This window comes from Ruegeria sp. AK4 (assembly GCF_056541025.1).
Genome location: NZ_JBQFXS010000002.1, coordinates 182301 through 199904, shown reverse-complemented (window position 1 = coordinate 199904; position 17604 = coordinate 182301). Strand labels below are relative to the sequence as shown.

The window sequence follows — 17604 nt, the reverse complement described above, 5'->3', positions numbered from 1 at the left end:
AAGCAACCTAATTCGGGCTGCGGGCCAGAACACTTTCCAGATCCTGCCGCTCAAAGACACTCAGGCTCGTGCGTCTGGAGCAGTTGACAATGCGTACACCCAGTTTCTCTGCTTCCGAGCGGGCCTTTGCATAGGATACCTCAAGAACATGCAAATTTGGCGAGTGCCATTTTTCACCCGGAGGGCGATATAACGGGTGAAAATGGTTCTGCTCTCCGTCGCTGATCATGACACCCTTTTCACCTTCCGAGACTTTACCGTCGGTGTATTGGTGGTCCAATCCCAGCAGGCAGACTTCTGTGAAGCCCATTGCAATCGCCAGTTGTATCTCGGTGTAAACAATCGTCGATCCCCAGCCAACTCCGCCGGTCAGGTCTGGATTGAATTTCGGGAATTCGGGATCGTCCAACGGGTTATCCCAGTATTTTGGTGGGATCGTGGGAAAACAAATCGCGCCATCAAATCTTTTGATGTCAGAGAACATATTGGCGGGAAAAAGTTTCTCGCATCCCGACAGTTTTTGTATTTCATCAAGGCATTGGGTGAAAACCAGTTTGTCCTCAACACAATAGAAACTGGGGCGCCAGGATGTTTGATCGTAAATCAGAGAGATCTTATTGGAAGCGAATGATATCTCATCCTTTATCTTTTCAAGGTCCGCCGCAGTAAGGCTTGGGCCGTTGCCAATGACAAAACACCTTTGCCCTGCATACTTGCCGGTTATTCCCTTCAGGTAATCTTTGTCCCGCTTGCTGACATGAGAGTAAATTCTGGCGCGATACCCGGGCACAAACGCACGCCGCAACTCTCTTTTAATTTTCCAAAATGGAATCATGGTAAATAAGCGACCTCCAAACTGGATAATTCTTGCGCGGCCTGCGGATCTTGTGACAACGCGACTATGGGAGCAAAGCGCAGAAATCCGCTGATCGAAATGCTTTATAGCAACCAAGACCGGGAAGTCCACGCGGCAGCGCGACCATGGTATCGGGCTGGAAATACGCGCGGCGTTGGGCACAAGTCGCAGGCCCTGTGACAAACGCCGTCGGGGCGCTGCCGCAAGACAAGCCTTGGGGTATGGATCGTCCTTGGCGGCGCCCAAACGGTTGCGCCGTATAAACCGGCGCTTGGCGAATCTGATGGTTTTTTGCGCGGTTTTCCGCCTCTGATCCATGTCGTTTGGTTGCGTTGCCCTTTCAGCCTTGCGACACCGCGCAGATGGCACAGGTGTGGTTGCGCAGGGACAGACATTCCAGTAGGGCATTCGCTCATCAGACCATATGGTTGGGCAGGGCATGACAAAAAAATATCTGATGGTGGGAGCCGGGCTTTCAGGTGCCGTAATCGGGCGCCATTTGGCCGAAGCCGGGCATGATATCACCATAGTCGACAGCCGCGATCACATCGGCGGAAATTGTCATACCGACCGCGATCCTGACACCGGCATAATGCTTCATGTGTACGGCCCACACATTTTCCACACGGATGATGACGAAGTGTGGGGCTACGTTAACCAGTTTGAAGAATTCCTGCCTTTCAAAAACCGGGTTAAGACAACCTCTTGCGATCCAAATGGCAAGCGGAGCGTTTTTTCGCTTCCGATCAACTTGCACACCATCAACCAGTTTTTTGGCAAGACAATGCGGCCGGACGAGGCCAAAGAATTTATTGCCGAAGAACAGGCTGATAGCAGCATTGACGATCCACAGACGTTTGAAGAACAGGCGCTGCGTTTTGTGGGCAAGGATCTGTATGAAGCCTTTTTTAAGGGTTACACGATCAAACAATGGGGCATGCACCCGTCAGAGCTGCCTGCTTCCATCCTGAAACGTCTGCCGGTGCGCTTCAATTACGACGACAATTACTTTTTCCACAAATTCCAGGGCATGCCCAAAAACGGCTATAGCGCGATGATCCAGGCGATACTGGACCATCCCGGAATCACGGTTCACCTGAACACAAGCTTCACTCGCGCGATGGGGGAAAGTTTTGATCACGTGTTCTATTCCGGCCCGCTCGACGGGTATTTTGATTTTGAACTTGGGCGGCTGGGGTATCGGACGCTCGATTTCGAACGGTTTGATTATGACGGGGATTATCAGGGATGCGCAGTGATGAACTATGGTGAGGAAACCGTTCCTTACACCCGCATCACCGAGCACAAGCATTTCGCACCCTGGGAAGAACACGAAAGCTCTGTCTGTTACCGTGAGTTCTCGCGCTCGGCAGAGGCCGGAGATATTCCCTATTACCCAATTCGTCAGGTCAAAGAAAAAGAACTGCTGAGCGCGTATGTTGATCTTGCCAATGCCACACGCGGCGTGACGTTTGTGGGTCGGCTTGGAACGTATCGCTATCTCGACATGGACGTGACAATCCGAGAGGCCCTGGATACCGCCCGTGGGTTCGAAGCTAAAGTGGCAAATGGCGAAGACGCGCCTGCGTTTTTTGTCAAGCCTGTCTAGAAATCAGAGTGCTTTGGCGCCCTGGCATCTTGCGTCGGCGGCCCGGTCGGAAAGCACATTCAATGCCAAGAACTTTCAGTCCCGAGGTTTTTCGAGATGACTAAAAACGCAATCGTTTTTACAGCCAATACCATGCACGTGGCGCAAGCCAATTTGATGATTGATTCCCTGTTCGACCCGGAAAAAGGTAATTTCAAAGGGGACTTGTGGGTCATCTCCACCCATCTGAGCGCAGGGTGCCAGGAATACCTTGAAAGCCGCGGTATCCGTTATCTGATCAATCCACTTGCCAGCTTCCAGAACTGGAAATACCGCCGTGACATAGCGCGCTCGCAGCCTGAATTCCTGCGTGGAAAACTGGAAGAAGACGATGCATTTCTTTTGTACCGCAACAAGAGAATGAGCAAGCTGATCATCAATGACTGGGTGGAAAAGTTCGGCGGAAACTATGACGCTGTGGCGCTGTGTGACAACGATCTGTACTTTCAGCGTGACGTAAACGACCTGTTTCAACGTTCCGTGCAGTCTGATCCTGACGTTTTGTGGTATTGGCAGGAAGAAAACAGCAACTTACCGGGCACCAACCTGTGGATGAAAAACGCCCACTATTCCCGGCTTCATGCAAGCGACGGGTTGGATTTTGGCCAGCATGAAATAAACATCGGGTTCGTAATCTCTTCCCCCCGAACAATGCGTTCGATTTTCCGGCGGGTCGAAGCGCTTTTCTCGAGTTGTCACATCGAACTGTTCCGGGACTGCCTCTGGCACGATCAGGATCTTGTGCGGTTGATCCGGGCCCAGGATCCCAAGCTGTTCCGCTTGTTTGAGGAAGGGGATATTCTGCATCTGTGCAACGGCGGGGAAAATCTGCTGGACGAGCGCAGCCCGCAAGAGTTCTTTCACAAGAAAACCAAAGAAAAACCGTATGTTGTACACTTCGCGGGCGGCGCGTGGGGGGCCTATCCGTCAATCGCGCCGTCCTATCTGGTCAACGAAAACGCATATTTCTTTATGGAAGAGCAAACGGAACGGTTTGATGAAATCCGCCGGTTAACCGATTACGACCCGTTTGACGCCCCGTCGCCGTTGTTCACCGAGCACAACATAAAGACCAAAGCCGCTGCACGCGCAGAATGGATGAAGCTGACGGCCGACAGCCAAAAGAAGCGAATGCTGTTCTTTTCCTGGCTCGACACTGGCAGCCATCGTCCACTGCGCGGCACATTGACGGATTTCCTCAACAACAATGCCTTTGACTTGGCGGTGATCGACGGAAACGTACATGCCAATGACAATGACGGGCTGATCTCCGAGGATTTGCCCGATCTGCTGGCTCATGTGACACGCACCGTTTTTGACAATCGTTTTGGCCGTCAGTTTGGATACAAACGAAGCGATATCCCAGAAGACGCAATTGCCAGCGCGATCGCCGCGTTGGTCAAGGAATATGGGTGTTCGCAAAGAAATGCCCGCGCGGTGGCAAACGCGGCATATATTTACCTAAGCAAAGCAATAGCTTATTACAGACCGGATGTGGTTGTTGGCTGGGGCGCGTATCTGCTGTGCTCTCGAATCCTCAGGCAAATCTGCAAGCAACGCGGCATCCCGTTTCTAACCATGGAGCTTGGCGTTCTTCCTGAAACGCTGGCCTTTGACTGTCTTGGTCATATGGGGGAAAGCTGGGTCGCCCGGAATGTCGATGCCTTCAACGCATTGCCCCTGGCGGATGCGGATAGGTTGGCAGCCAAAAACTACCTCGAGAAAATCCGGCGTGATCGGCCATCGCGGAACGTCAAGATCGATGTTTCGCCAGCCGGTTCGAACCAGCTTTTGAGACTTAAAAACTCAGGGAAAAAAGTTGTCGCCTATATCGGCAGTAATTGTGCGTTTTCCGGCCATGTGCCGTATGATGACAACGCCCGTACGTATCATTCCCCCTTTTTCCGCGATAATGACGATGTGGTCCGCAACTTGTCCGAGGCATTTGCGAACGATCCGGACATCCACCTGATCTACAAGCCCCATCCCATTTCGATCACGCGCGGACTGGACCTTGAAGACGAGTACCCCAATGTGACGGTCCTGAAGGACGTTAACCTTGATGACTGCCTGCAGATTGCCGATCTCGCGCTGGTCAAGGTTTCACAAGGAAATTACGAAGCACTGTTGCGGGACACTCCTGTCCTGATGCTTGGGCGCAACCAGTTGAACGGGTCCGGCGCGGTTTATGAACTGAGCGGCAGGGATGCTCTCAGAGACGATGTTCTGAACGCGCTTCAGACCGGCTTAACATCGGCGCAAAAGACATCATTCGAAGAGCATGTCGCGCGGCTTTTGAAGTATTATGTTTATTCCGTTTCGGGTGCAGAAATCGGCCGCCCGCAGTCGCAAGTCGCGGAAGATATTGAGGCGCTGCTAAACGCATCCGGGCCTGCGCATCTGGAAGCCGAACAGATTGCCCTGAACGCGCATAACAAGGCTCCGCAACTGGCCCAGGGAACGCCCGCTCTTTCGATCATCATGCCAGTCTTTAACGGCGAGCAATATCTGGCCGATTGTATCGGATCGATATTGTCACAGAGTTTTGGTGACTTTGAACTTCTCTGCGTGAACAATGGCTCCACCGACGGGTCGCAGGAAATACTGGACTATTTTGCCCGCCGGGACGCGCGTGTGAAACCGCTTTATCAGGAAGAACCCAACCAACGCTCGGCTCGCAACCTTGGGGTGAAGCACGCCAAAGGCGCGTACCTACACTTCTTTGATTGCGATGACCTGCTGGTCCCCACCGCGTATGAAGAACTGCTGTCAGCGATGCAGGATACGCAGGCTGATGTGCTGTATTTCTTTTTTGACGAGCTTTACAACGTTTCCAAGACGGGCCGGCCCAGGCATCGCGAATTTCAGAACTATTTGCCGCAGCAGCAGCTATTTGCGATGGAAGTGCAGCATAAACGTCTGTTCGCGCAGTATCCCTTCCCTTGGGCAAAGGTGTTCAAGGCCGATTTCTTTCGCGACAAGGACCTCTATTTCGATCTCGATTGCGCCAATTTCGACGATAACCCGCAGAATTTGCGCACCTTGCTTTCGAGCCAGAACATTTTTGTGCTGAATAAACCGTTCTACAAGTTTCGAATAAACCAAAACTCAATGACCCAATCGGTCAATCCGCGTGTGATCGGAATGCTGGACGCTGTTCGGCTGTTGAATGAGATTTACACCAAATTCGGACGGTACGACGAGTTCCAGAAATACTACGTCCCTTATAAAATTCACCTTCTGCACTTTGCCTGGACCCGATTGCCGGAGGATTTGAAAGAAGCCTATCTTGCCGATATCTCAGGCCTGTTCCTTCCGGGAGACGATGAGTTCTTTGAACGTGACGACCTCGCGTCGATGTTCTCTTACATGTCGCAGGGAAAAGTCGAATTTATACGCTCCGCTTTGCGTGGCGAGGTTCCAAAAGCTGTTTCCGGGTCGCGCAATACTCTGTCGGATGGCGGTTCACGGAATACCGGCTGGATGCGCCCAAAGGCAGACAAGTCTAAGAAGCATAAACGTATCTTTAGGTCCTCGAAACGATATGCGCGCGGATTGGCCCGTTCCTTGAAGCGCGCCTCTCGCACTTTGCGAGGCCGCCCCAAATAGGAACCGTGGAAGCTTTTGACGCCATTCAAAACAGAGGTCTGTATACCGGACATCGCAGGGGTCGGTCGTGAGCCCCAAGCAAACCGAAAACCGGCCATCAGGACTTCCCAGACGCAACGACAATTGACAGATAAATTGCGCATAATCCCGCAATCGCACCTTGCGCTGGGTTGAAGCACCAGAAAGCTGCCTCTATCACCACCGGAAAAGGAGAGTGCGAAGAATGAACACCAAAGTGACGACGCCCTACGAAAATCTAGGTGAAGCTTTCCCATATGAAAAACCCGATTACAGTGTGTACGACCCATTTCTGGGTTACTCGAAGAAGAATAACGCGATCCCAGGCTATGATATTTGGCCGCAGGGAGAGGGATTGAAAGACAAGGATACTGTCATTCTCACAATCGGAGGCTCGACAACTGACTTTGGGAGCGCACGGTGGCCGGCGTTTCTTGGGGATATTCTGATTGATCAAGGGGTTAACGCCGTCATTCTGAACGGCGGTGTTGCGGGGTATTCGTCCAGTCAGGAACTCATCAAAGTTCTCAGGGACCTGCCGTCCATCAAGCCTGACCTGGTTGTCTCACTGTCCGGAATTAATGATTTCACCTGGGGGCATACGCGCCCGGAATATCCGCTCTTGCACTCGTATCAACGGCGCGTCGCAGAATACCTTTGCGAGTCGACGGAGGCGTTTGGCGACTGGGTTGGCGGACTGCCCCATCGCGATGACAAGAGCGAGGTCTGGCTGCGCAACATGCGATTGATGCAGGCGCTGTGTGCCGATGCGGGTACGCAGCTGTTGTGTTGTTTGCAGCCGACAATGATCTTTGGTGACTACAACCTTGATGAACAGGAACGAACGAGCATGCTGGAGCCTTTTGCCAGCAAGTACATGAATGACGGAAGTATCTACCGGGATGTAGCAATCGGCTTCTACAATTCCGTTCGCGACCAGTTGCAGTCACAGCCGGATAGCTATGCGCATTGTTGTGATCTGAGCCTACTGTTCGACGGTAAGGTCAAGTTGTACCGGGATTACAGGCACCAGAATGAGGCTGGCGACCGGGTTATCGCCCAGGCAATGGTCCATGAAATGGGCAAACGTTTCGACATCAAGGGGCTGAAGAATGAGTGATGCGCTCGACAGGCTATGGGAAAAGTCCAGATCTTTGGGGTCCGGCAACGCAGATGCCAAGCCAAGCCAGACTGGGTGGAGTGTGCGGGATTCAGATGAATCCGTTGTCCTCCACGCCCGGGACCTGCCTGAGAACTTCAAGGAAGCGGCGGCCCTTTTCCACACGATGGGCAGGACGGGCGCGGCGGCGTTCCTGGAAGAATGCATCAAGATTTCATCTGATGAAGATGAGTATCGTTTGCACACGCCCGTCAGCGCGCTTTTGCAATACAAATATCCCCTCTACTGAATAGAGAACGAAAGAACATCATGGCGATAATTGGTATTTCTTGCTTTTACCATGACGCTGCTGCGGCGTGTGTCGGAAGCGATGGTTCGGTGCTGGCGGCTGCGCAGGAAGAACGCTTTACCCGCAAGCGTCACGATGCCTCCTTTCCGTCCCACGCGTTAGAGTACTGCGTCGCTCAGGCGGCAGCGCATGGCGAAAGCGTTGAGAAGATCGTCTTTTACGAAAACCCGCTTCTGAAATTCGACCGAATTGTCGAGACCGTGCTTGGCCTGCCTTCGGACGGCAAAGAAGAGTTTGACGAGGCGATGTCGCGCTGGTTGGGCGGCCATTTGTTCCAACACAGGGACATAGAAGAAAGAATCTGTAGCGCTGTCCCGGATTTCGATTGCAAATCGAACCTGATGTTTGTCGAGCACCACACCGCTCATGCAGCAAGCGCGTTTTTTCCGTCGCCTTTTGATCGGGCTGCCGTGCTCACGCTGGATGGGGTTGGTGAACATGCCACCGCAAGCCTGTCTTTGGGCGAAGCAAACAAGATATCGATGCTCAAGGAAATGAAGTACCCGAATTCCCTGGGCCTGCTTTATTCAGCCTTCACGCATTTCACCGGATTCAAAATTAATTCGGGTGAGTATAAAATGATGGGGCTCGCACCCTACGGTGACCCGGTTTTTGAAAAACAAATCCGGGATGAGCTTATCTCCATCAACGACGATGGTTCGTTCGAGATCAATCAGGCGTATTTTCAGGGTTTCTCCAGAAATGATCTGGTTGCGGAAAAGCTGGGAAGGCTTTTTGGCGTTCCACATCGGGACGCCGACTCTTTGTTGACAAAAACCTATGCCGATGTCGCAGCTTCCATTCAACGCGTGGTCGAAGATATTGTTCTAAAACTCTCGGCCACAGCACTTTCGGAATTGGGTTGCAGCTCGATCTGTCTTGCAGGGGGGGTCGCCCTGAATTCTGTTGCAAATGGCCGGTTGTCTCAGGAAGTCGGTGCAGGAAACCTTTGGGTGCAACCAGCAGCAGGCGACGCGGGCGGGGCACTTGGGGCCACGCTTTACGGGCATCATGTGGTTGAGGGGAAGGAACGAGAGGTTGTTTCCCAATCTGACGGCATGTCAGGGGCATATCTGGGGCCGGCCTTCGATGCCGACGATATTCGTGCGCGGCTCACAGCTATGGGCGCGAGTTTTACGGAATTGCCGATGAAAGAGCTGCGCGAAACAATCGCTTCGGAACTGTCCAATGGAAGTTCCGTGGCGTGGTTTCAGGGAAGAATGGAATTCGGCCCGCGCGCGCTTGGTAACCGGTCCATTCTCGCGGATCCACGCTCGCGCGTAATGCAACGCAAACTGAACCTTCAGGTGAAAAAGCGGGAATCCTTCAGACCGTTTGCACCGGCGGTATTGGAAGAGTTCACCGGCGAGTGGTTTCAATTCGATGGCGCAAGCCCGTACATGTCGCTTGTCACGCAAGTGAAGGAAGAACATTGCACCAAGGACAGCGGCAACAAAGCCACCACCGACGAAGGTCAGGACATCCGGCCCGAAACGGATCACAGTAAGATCCCTGCGGTAACTCACGTGGATTATTCGGCCCGGGTTCAGACCGTTAGTAAGAAAACCAATCCAGAGTTTCATGCCCTGATCGAAGAGTTTCGGGGGCTCACCGATTGCCCGATTTTGGTTAACACCAGCTTCAATGTCCGAGGCGAGCCAATCGTCTGCACACCGGAGGATGCATTCAGGTGTTTTGTGAATACCGATCTGGATCATCTGGCCATAGGCCCGTTTCTTGTCAGCAAGAAAGAACAGGACCCGATTGTGTGTTTTCGGTATTTTCAGAAGTTCGAAGACGACTGAGCTGCGCCCTAATACGCAACGGATTTTCAACCGGGCGTCTCGACACAGGAGTCAATGGGGAAGATTCTGTTCGCAAATACATGGCCTTGCGAACAGCAAATTTACCTTCTTTCCCAGAGCTTAGTTTTCGATATAGGCCTCTCTGAAGCGTCTTGTGACACTCCAGATCATCGGTTTCTCCACGTGGCGCTGGTCGTGCCGCCAAGCCAGATGTCGCGGCGAGTACGTGACCATTTCGAAACTGGGGAAATAGTCGACATCCTCGTGTTCGCTTGCGATTTCGGTCGCAACGGAACGCAGGGTCGATTTCGAATAGGAGTTTGCAACAATAATGTCCTGATCCGTGAACGTGCGCAAAAGGGGCACGGGCGACACCGTCAGGATGATCTTCGGATCACGCTTGGAATTGGCCCGGATCAGGTCCAGCAATCGATTTACACTCTTATAGCTTTCGGCAAACCCGGTATTTCGAAACTCAAAACGGCCGGTCCGTTTGGCAAAACGCCAGTCCGCGGGCGCATCGTTGAGAGGCGTGTTCGTCTTGGTGTCCCACCAAGTTTCAGTCAGACCGAGCGTTATGAAAATCACATCGGCGTCCGCAATTTTACGAACGGTTTTGCGGACCGCTTTGGTCGTTTCCAACTGGCCTTCGGCCGAAAGCTCCCCCACCTGATGAAGTTGAGGGTTCCAGAGTTTACCTTTGTTCAGTTCGATCAGTCCGTATTCGGGCGGTGTGTCGGAGAATGCACGCTCAATCTCGATTTCCATTGAGTGCGGGTTAAACTTGGTCATCACTTCGCTTCGGAAGTAAAAGATGCGCTCTTCGGCCTCGGGTGGCAGTTCAATATCAAGCGACAACACCGGATACCCTTCCTTCAGAAGAGCTGCTTCGATATTGCGCGCGAAACAGGAACCGATAGCAAAATAGCTGGCATCCTTGGCAAGCTTGAATTTAGGATGAAAGGCGATGTCCACGAAATCATCCTGAACCAGCCGGGTGCAGGCGTCATGCGGCGCGTGCCCCTCGGTCTTGAACTTTTCGTCCAGTCCGCGCGACCATTGCTTGTAGTGACGCTCGACAAACGAAGTCGCAGCGCCAGGCATGCCGGATGAGCCCGGAGGTAAATCACCTTTGGGCTTACCAGAGGTCCCTCGGGTCCATTGCTTGTAACGACGTTCGATGAAAGAGATCACGGAGTTTATCCTATCAAGTAAAACCAGAGGCTCGGCGATTAGTTTATCCTACGGGCGGAACGACGGGTAGAAGCTGTTTTTTCACTGTGCGCCAAACCGCTCAAGAAGTTCCGTCTGGTCTGGGAAAAAATACAGTGCGTCCCGGTCTTGGTCCGAGAAATGCGCCCGCAGAACCTTATGGCATCGCTCCGACGTGTCGTCCGCGTTGGGCAGGGCTTGTGCGGTACGCAGGTTGTTCCCGATCTGATGCAGCATGAATGTCCGAAAGTTGAGAATGAACTCCAGAGAATACGCATTCCGCTGGTTAAAAAACCCACCAAGGATTTTAGCAGCCGTGAGCAGGCCGTCGATCCTTTTGACCAAAGTGTCCTGGTTTACCGAGTTGACAATACTGTCATCGCGGAACCGGTAGTTCAGATAACTTTCGGTTACGCTCGACACGCGCTTGGACAAATGCACCAGCCGTGGCGTGGTGGCCACGTCCTCGAAAAGGATCGGCGGATAGGCAATGCCATTGTCATGGAAAAGCCGCGTCCGGTAGATCTTGTTCCAGGCCGCGCCGACCAGCCGAGGACCCTCGCCAAACATTGAATGCATGACAAAGCTATCCCGCGTACCTGCAGATTTCGGATAAGAACCTATGTTGTTGCCATTTTTGATGCGACGCGCAGAACACTGGACAATGTCAGCCTTGTCGCGATCCATCACCGCCCAGAGGGTGGCGAACATTTCGGGATCGACCCAATCGTCGCTGTCTACAAAGCCGATAACCTCACCCGTGGCAGCCTGGATACCTGTATTGCGGGCGGGCCCCAGCCCTTGATTTACACTGTGGGACAAAAGACATACCCGGTCGTCACCAGCCATATAGTCCCTTACGATATCGACTGATCCATCCGGTGTTCGGTCGTCCACGCAAATGACTTCGATGTCTTCATGCGTCTGCGCCAGAATCGAATCCAGGCACTGCCGCAAATAGGCTTCGGTATTGTAAATGGGAACGACGATTGAAATCTTGGGCATGTCACGCAGCAATCAGGATTGGAACAGGCTTTCAAATTCAACTTTTGGGAAAGCTTCAAGATGGGTTCCGGGCGAGGCGTTTACGATCTCGATGCCATTTTCCCGGCCCCAGGCTGCTGCCGCTTCATAGGCCCGGGTCATCTTGTCTATATCAGGCATTTCCCACACCTGGCCATTTTTGAAGTTGGTGTAATCCTCGGAAAAATGGTTCGAAAGGCCCTGGCCTGACCATTTTTTGTCGTCGTTCACATTGTTTTTGGGAATCTGATAGCTGTGATCGACCCCGACCAGCACGATTTTGGTAAAGCCCATGATGGCGGCGACCTGCAGCAACCCCACCGTGACGGTGAACCCTTCATGCAATGCGGAAGGATCGTTCGAGAAAGAACATTGCCGCGTGTAGTCCAAATGGAACGGCACCACGTTGTCCAGCCGGGCAATATCGAAATGCCGCAAGATCGTATAAGGGATGAATTTGATCATCTCTTTCGGCAGGTTTTCGCAGAATTCATCGGCACTTTGATCGGCCAGGATGCGATCCTGGACCATCCAATAGTCGTAGGAAAACCCCCATTTCTCAAACCCGATGAAGGCCCGGTTGGCGCCGAGCGTCACCTCATCCTTCAGGCGGGACATGTCGATTTTGTTGAGCGAAGGGCCGTTGCCCACGACAAAACACCTCTCTCCTGCATGGCGGCCAACAAAATCGTGCAATGACCGGCCATAAAAGCCGCGAAAGAGGCTTTCAAAGGTGCGGTCGGACAAAACGCTTTTGTATTTTAGTTTGTTAATCTCGTTGGTGCGGTTCTGAACCGTCTTTTCCAGCGTCTTCACAGTTTCCTCCAACTGCGCAATACGCTGTTCGGAAGACGCAGAGGTGCCTGCCCCGTTGCCGCCGATTTGTGAGCTTTTGAAAAGCTTGCTGAACATGATGCGTTTCACCCTTAGTCGCTGTAGCGGTCAGACTTCTGCGGCGTCCGCAGGCATGTCAGAACCCGCCATCCTGCTAGCGCGGTGTTTGGCGTAGATCACGCCGCTATAGTCCTTGCCAATGAAATCCATGGGTGCCGACTCGGAGTGTTCGCCAAACCACAAGGACTTGCCCACCTGAAAATCAAACGCAGCATCATCAAGGACATCGATAATATCGCGCAGCTTGTTTTTGTCTGGCTGGGTTTCCGAAAAATGATACTCGCAAAAGAGGTTGCGCACGTTGCCCAACTTGTCGCGCGCAGCGTCCAGTACCTCGGCCTCGTTACCCTCGATGTCGAGCTTGAGGAAATCCACCGGCGTCTCCAGGTAGCTACTCAATCCTTCCATCGGAACATCAACGGCGTTGTTTTCCATTTCCTCGGTGATCCGACGCGGAGCAAGCGAGGCGGCCATACTGTCAGTGTCACTGAGATAAAGCCTGGCAGAGCCGCTCTCGGGACCGAGCGCCGCTTTCACCAATGTCACATCGCTTAGGTTGTTACGGTCAATGTTTCTGCGCGCCACTTCGTAGCACTCTTCGTTGGGCTCGAACGCAACCACATGCGCATTGGGGTAGATCGCCTTGAAAAACAAAACGGACAGGCCAATGTTGGAGCCGCCATCGATAATCCGATGGGGTGCGTCGAAATCGTGCGAAAAAATGTACTCGCGGCGAAAGATCAGTTCATTGAGCTGAATCCAAAGTGCCTTGGGATCAAGGTACTCTACATCATAGCCCCATAGTTCAAGGGGTTTGCCTTCTTCAAGAACATTAGGGTATTCGCTGAAAACATCCTTGAGCTTGGGCAATCGGCGGGGTTTGTGACTGGGGTCAGCCAAAGCCGCGCGCAGATCGGCCAATGAGGCTTGCCCTGCCGGAACGTTCTCCTTCGCTTTGGACAAAGCCTTGATATCCAGGCTAAGGCTGCGGTCAGAACTGCGTATAGCTTGCAGCAAAAACTCGCTGCGTTCCAACTGGCGCGTTTGAAGACGGTTCAGGCCTTGCTCCAAAGCCTCAAGCTGGCGAGACATCGTTTCTAAACGCTGTTCGGTGAAGTTCGGGCGGCGACGCCCCTCTCGCAAAGATCTGAATACCTGTCGAAATGAGGGCATAGGGGGCCATTCTGCTACGGGCGCGCGGCCTGAGGGCCCGCTCAATTGGATGCTGCTTAGCAACAAAGCAACGATCGAACAAGTGGCCAGCGGCGACGGGATTGGCATCCCCAAAGCAGTATGACGCCGGTCAGGATTTCACATCGCGTAAGCTTGCAGTTCTCGACTTCTGAGCGCTGCAAGCCCGCTTTCGAACGCGATGAAAGGACTATGCCCGGCTCAAAGGAAAAAGAACTCCTCCTCGAGAACACCGGGAGAAAGTATATCTGCATCCTGCCCAAATTCTGAGTCCGCGATACTGTCCCAGATTTTGGCCCTAGCGTTGTCAGCACCGGGGAGCCCATTGTCGCCACTGTCCATCACACGCAACACAGTGTCGCCTTCTTCGATGCCTACATCTATGTTCGGGATGAAGTCGAATTCGAGATCGTCCTGTGGGTCGTCAACGGCCAAATCGGTCTGATTGGGTGGCAATAGTTCGGCTTGACTGCTGACCGAGACCTGAATGGGCTGATTAGCGGCAGCGGCCCCAATCGAGCCACTTCCGTCAATATCTACGCCATAAAAACTCTCAACGCTGGCGACGTCGCCGACGGCGGCGCCGCTGACAAGCTCACCCTGACTGTCCAGCGTCCATTCATAATAGCCGCCGGAACTGCCCTGCCACAGCACGCGGTACCCGCCGCCAGAGGCTTCGACCTGAATCGGTGTCCAGCCGGGAATGGAGTCCGGTCCCATGGCCTCCCCGTTTCGGGTAATCTCTGTAGAGCCGTCGATCAGGTACATGCCCTGCGTCGACAAGAGCAGTTCGTTCGATCCGTTGTTTTCGACAGAAGTGTTGAAATGGCCGGTTTGACCGTCGTTGTTGAGGTCGACCCCGTAAAAGGCTTCGACATCAATGACATTGCCGACGGCGGCGCCGCTGACAAGCTCGCCCTGACTGTCCAGCGTCCATTCATAGTAGCTGCCAGAGTTGTTCTGCCACAGCACGCGGTAGCCGCCGCCCGAGGCCTCGACCTGAACCGGTGTCCAGCCAGGGATGGAGTTGGGTCCCATGGCAACCCCGTTCTTGGTGATCTCCGTAGAGCCGTCGATCAGGTACATGCCCCGTGACGACAACAGCAATTCGTTCGATCCGTCGTTTTCGACAGAGGTGTTGAAATGGCCGGTCCGACCGTCGTTGTTGAGGTCGACCCGGTAAAAGGCTTCGACATCGATGACATTGCCGACGGCGGCGCCGCTGACAAGCTCGCCCTGACTGTCGAGCGTCCATTCATAGTAGCTGCCCGAGTTGTTCTGCCACAGCACGCGGTACCCGCCGCCAGAGGCCTCGACCTGAACCGGTGTCCAACCTGGGATGGAGTCAGGCCCCATGGCCACGCCGTTCTTGGTGATCTCAGTGGAGCCGTCGATCAGATACATGCCCCGCGACGACAAGATCAGATCGTTCGATCCGTCATTTTCGACAGAGGTGTTGAAATGGCCGGTCCGGCCGTCGTTGTTGAGGTCACCCCCATAGAAGTTTTCGACATCGATGACGTTGCCGATGGCGCTGCCACTGATGATTTCACCCTGGCCGTCGAGCGTCCATTCATAATAGCCGCCGGAACTGCTCTGCCACAGCACGCGGTACCCGCCGCCAGAGGCCTCGACCTGTATCGGCGTCCAACCGGGGATCGAATCTGGCCCCATGGCAACCCCGTTTTTGGTAATCTCCGTGGTGCCGTTGATCAGGTACATGCCATGCGTTGAAAGGATCAGCTCAAGGGAACCGTTGTTTTCAACCGACGACGTCGTGTGCCCTATCGTGCCGTCATTGTTGAGGTCCGCACCATAGAAGACCTCCCGGTCGACGGCGTTGGCAACGGCTGTCCCGCTCACCTGCGCCCCCTGACTGTTCAGGGTCCACTCATAAAAATCGCCGTTGTCGCTTTTCCAAAGCAGGTTGTAGCCGCCAGAGCCGTTGGATTGCGCCTGGATCGCAGACCACCCGTTTATGGTTCCATCGCCGACAACATCGCCGCTTTTGGTTACAACGATATCTCCCGAGTTGCCGCCCACAAGGTAGATCCCTTGATTGGCATGCCGCAGTGCTGTGCCGGTGGTTTCGATGTCCACGATCTGCGTTGCCGATGCCAGCTCGGACTTGGTCAGGCTGAGCGACCCGTTGGAGAACTGAAACCGCTCCACATCGTTTGCCACGGTAAAGGTCCGGCCTGTCAGGACATTGTAGAACTCGTAACTGCCGCCATTGGTGTTGAGCAGATAGTTGTTCATTCCGGCAACAAACCGAACGGTATCGACACCGACACCTCCGGTGAAGGATCCGGTGTTGTTTCGCACGACAGCGGTATCGTTGCCCGCATTCCCGTTGACCGTGTCCGCCCCTGTGCCATTGGCAAGGTAGATTGTGTCATTGCCGTTGCCGCCGTTGATTGTGTTGTTGTTGGACCCGTTGGACTTGGAGTAGATTGTATCGTTGCCGCCATTGCCATTCAGGACGTTTGACGCCGAGTTCCCGGTGATCGTGTCACTGCCCTGCCCGGCGTTATACTGTTCGATCACCGTATGGCGCATGATCGCCATGTTTCCGACCAGCCCGTAGACATCAGAGTATTCTTCGGCATTCAGATTCACGGTTTGGTTTTGGGTATCATTCGAGAAATCAATGATGTCCCACCCGCCGTCATCTACAATGTTGAATGTCACCGAATCTCCGATGCTGGAGATTTCGTCGTAAACCCCTCCGGCGGTTGACCCAACGCCGTATACCGTATTCGTATCCCTCAGATCATTCGTTCTGCCATAGAGTTCCCACATGGCCAGCACATCTGCGATCATCGGCGTGACTACAAACGCAAACGACGCGTTGGTAAACGTGTTCTCGGTTTGCGAGAAATAGGACATGACCGAGGTTTGCCAGCTGTCATCGTTGAAAAGATTGTCCTGCCCGAAAGTGGCGTTGCCGTTGTAATTCCCGGCGTGACCCAAGCCTAGCGCATGGCCGATTTCGTGAACATAGGTCTGGAAAGAATAGGTGTCCGTCCCGATACCATAGGACAGAACCCAGCTGGCGCTGATATTGATATCCACGTCGAACAGGGTGTTTTTTGTGGCACCAGGAAAATAGCGGGATGCGGCATAAGCCCCAGACAGATTGTCATCGATAGCGATCTGCGCGCCGAAGGAGGTTTCGGAAAAGCTGACCCCAGTCAGATCTTCCCACGTGGACAAGGCCAGCCGAGCCATTGTCTTTACCGCCGAAGGCAGGCCCGAAAGATTGACGGTAATTGAACTGGACGACCAGCTGGTCGCTTTAGTGCCCCCTTCATATACCAAATAGTTGGCAATCTGATCGTGGGAAGAAGGTGTCATGCTCTTTAGCCTTACTTATTGATTTCTTTGCTGGCAAAATCCAGGGCCAGCACCAAGGTTAACATATTCGTTCAAACAACCAGACTGACGCGGCAACTGTCGTGGTCGACGCGTCTGATACTCAGAATTGGCCTATTGATGAATCAACGTTGTGGCCAAAACAAGAGGGAAATGTGTCACAATCGGTGCCTTCCGCGATAACTTTGCCAATGCAAAGATGCCACAAACCGAACCCTGTATTTTTAAAGAAAAACAACCGATTACCAGATTTAACATCCAGCTTCACCACCAAGAACAGCTGTGTGTCCGAGGTGCTAAAACGCTTTTACTATATTGTTCGTTTTTGTGTCCGGATAGCCATAATTTCCTGCTTGACCCGAGGTCATGGACAGCCCCTGCATGCGCGACGTCAAAGGATGCATACTCAAGGAAAGGAACCGACTGGGCCGATTTCGGTATCAACCGCACAATGAAGAAGTAACACATTCAGCACTTGACCCCGGATGCAATGATTGACTTAAA

Annotated in this window: 11 protein-coding genes; 5 read left to right on the top strand and 6 right to left on the bottom strand. The window is 53.3% G+C overall.

The genetic code is table 11. The features are described 5' to 3' along the window. Window positions 1-7 precede the first annotated feature (7 nt). Window positions 8-1018, bottom strand: coding sequence for a motility associated factor glycosyltransferase family protein (locus ACR0EZ_RS04890; RefSeq protein WP_480611505.1), 1011 nt, complete (start codon window positions 1016-1018; stop codon window positions 8-10). A gap of 277 nt (window positions 1019-1295) precedes the next feature. Between ACR0EZ_RS04890 and glf the strand changes: the two genes are divergently transcribed. The 5 genes from glf (at window position 1296) to ACR0EZ_RS04865 (ending at window position 9405) form a co-directional block, all read left to right on the top strand. After that, window positions 1296-2465, top strand: coding sequence for a UDP-galactopyranose mutase (gene glf / locus ACR0EZ_RS04885; RefSeq protein WP_480611504.1), 1170 nt, complete (start codon window positions 1296-1298; stop codon window positions 2463-2465). Window positions 2466-2621: 156 nt separating this feature from the next. Continuing rightward, entirely contained in the window at window positions 2622-6113 is a 3492-nt protein-coding gene (locus ACR0EZ_RS04880; RefSeq protein WP_480611805.1) for a glycosyltransferase, read from the top strand. Between the two features lie 223 nt (window positions 6114-6336). Beyond that, window positions 6337-7251, top strand: a complete 915-nt coding sequence (locus ACR0EZ_RS04875) for a GDSL-type esterase/lipase family protein (RefSeq protein ID WP_480611503.1) — start codon at window positions 6337-6339, stop codon at window positions 7249-7251. After that, window positions 7244-7540, top strand: coding sequence for a hypothetical protein (locus ACR0EZ_RS04870; protein ID WP_480611502.1), 297 nt, complete (start codon window positions 7244-7246; stop codon window positions 7538-7540). Before ACR0EZ_RS04875 ends, ACR0EZ_RS04870 begins: the two co-directional genes overlap by 8 nt. 20 nt (window positions 7541-7560) lie before the next feature. After that, window positions 7561-9405, top strand: a complete 1845-nt coding sequence (locus ACR0EZ_RS04865) for a carbamoyltransferase family protein (protein ID WP_480611501.1) — start codon at window positions 7561-7563, stop codon at window positions 9403-9405. A gap of 120 nt (window positions 9406-9525) precedes the next feature. Here the strand turns inward: ACR0EZ_RS04865 and ACR0EZ_RS04860 are convergent, their stop codons facing one another. The 5 genes from ACR0EZ_RS04860 to ACR0EZ_RS04840 all read right to left on the bottom strand — a co-directional run bounded on the left by ACR0EZ_RS04860 (window position 9526) and on the right by ACR0EZ_RS04840 (window position 17082). Next, window positions 9526-10599: a GSCFA domain-containing protein gene (locus ACR0EZ_RS04860; protein WP_480611500.1), complete on the bottom strand. Its 1074-nt coding sequence runs from the start codon at window positions 10597-10599 to the stop codon at window positions 9526-9528. Between the two features lie 81 nt (window positions 10600-10680). Continuing rightward, window positions 10681-11622, bottom strand: coding sequence for a glycosyltransferase family 2 protein (locus ACR0EZ_RS04855; protein WP_480611499.1), 942 nt, complete (start codon window positions 11620-11622; stop codon window positions 10681-10683). Window positions 11623-11634: 12 nt separating this feature from the next. Continuing rightward, the gene (locus ACR0EZ_RS04850; protein WP_480611498.1) at window positions 11635-12552 is read right to left on the bottom strand and encodes a 6-hydroxymethylpterin diphosphokinase MptE-like protein; all 918 of its coding nucleotides are present in this window, start codon (window positions 12550-12552) and stop codon (window positions 11635-11637) included. A gap of 30 nt (window positions 12553-12582) precedes the next feature. Next, on the bottom strand, window positions 12583-13626 hold the full coding sequence (locus tag ACR0EZ_RS04845) for an FkbM family methyltransferase (RefSeq protein WP_480611497.1): 1044 nt from the start codon (window positions 13624-13626) through the stop codon (window positions 12583-12585). A gap of 300 nt (window positions 13627-13926) precedes the next feature. Next, window positions 13927-17082 carry a M10 family metallopeptidase C-terminal domain-containing protein gene (locus ACR0EZ_RS04840; protein WP_480611496.1) on the bottom strand — a complete coding sequence of 1052 codons (3156 nt, stop codon included), beginning with the start codon at window positions 17080-17082 and terminating at the stop codon, window positions 13927-13929. Between the last annotated feature and the right edge of the window lie 522 nt (window positions 17083-17604).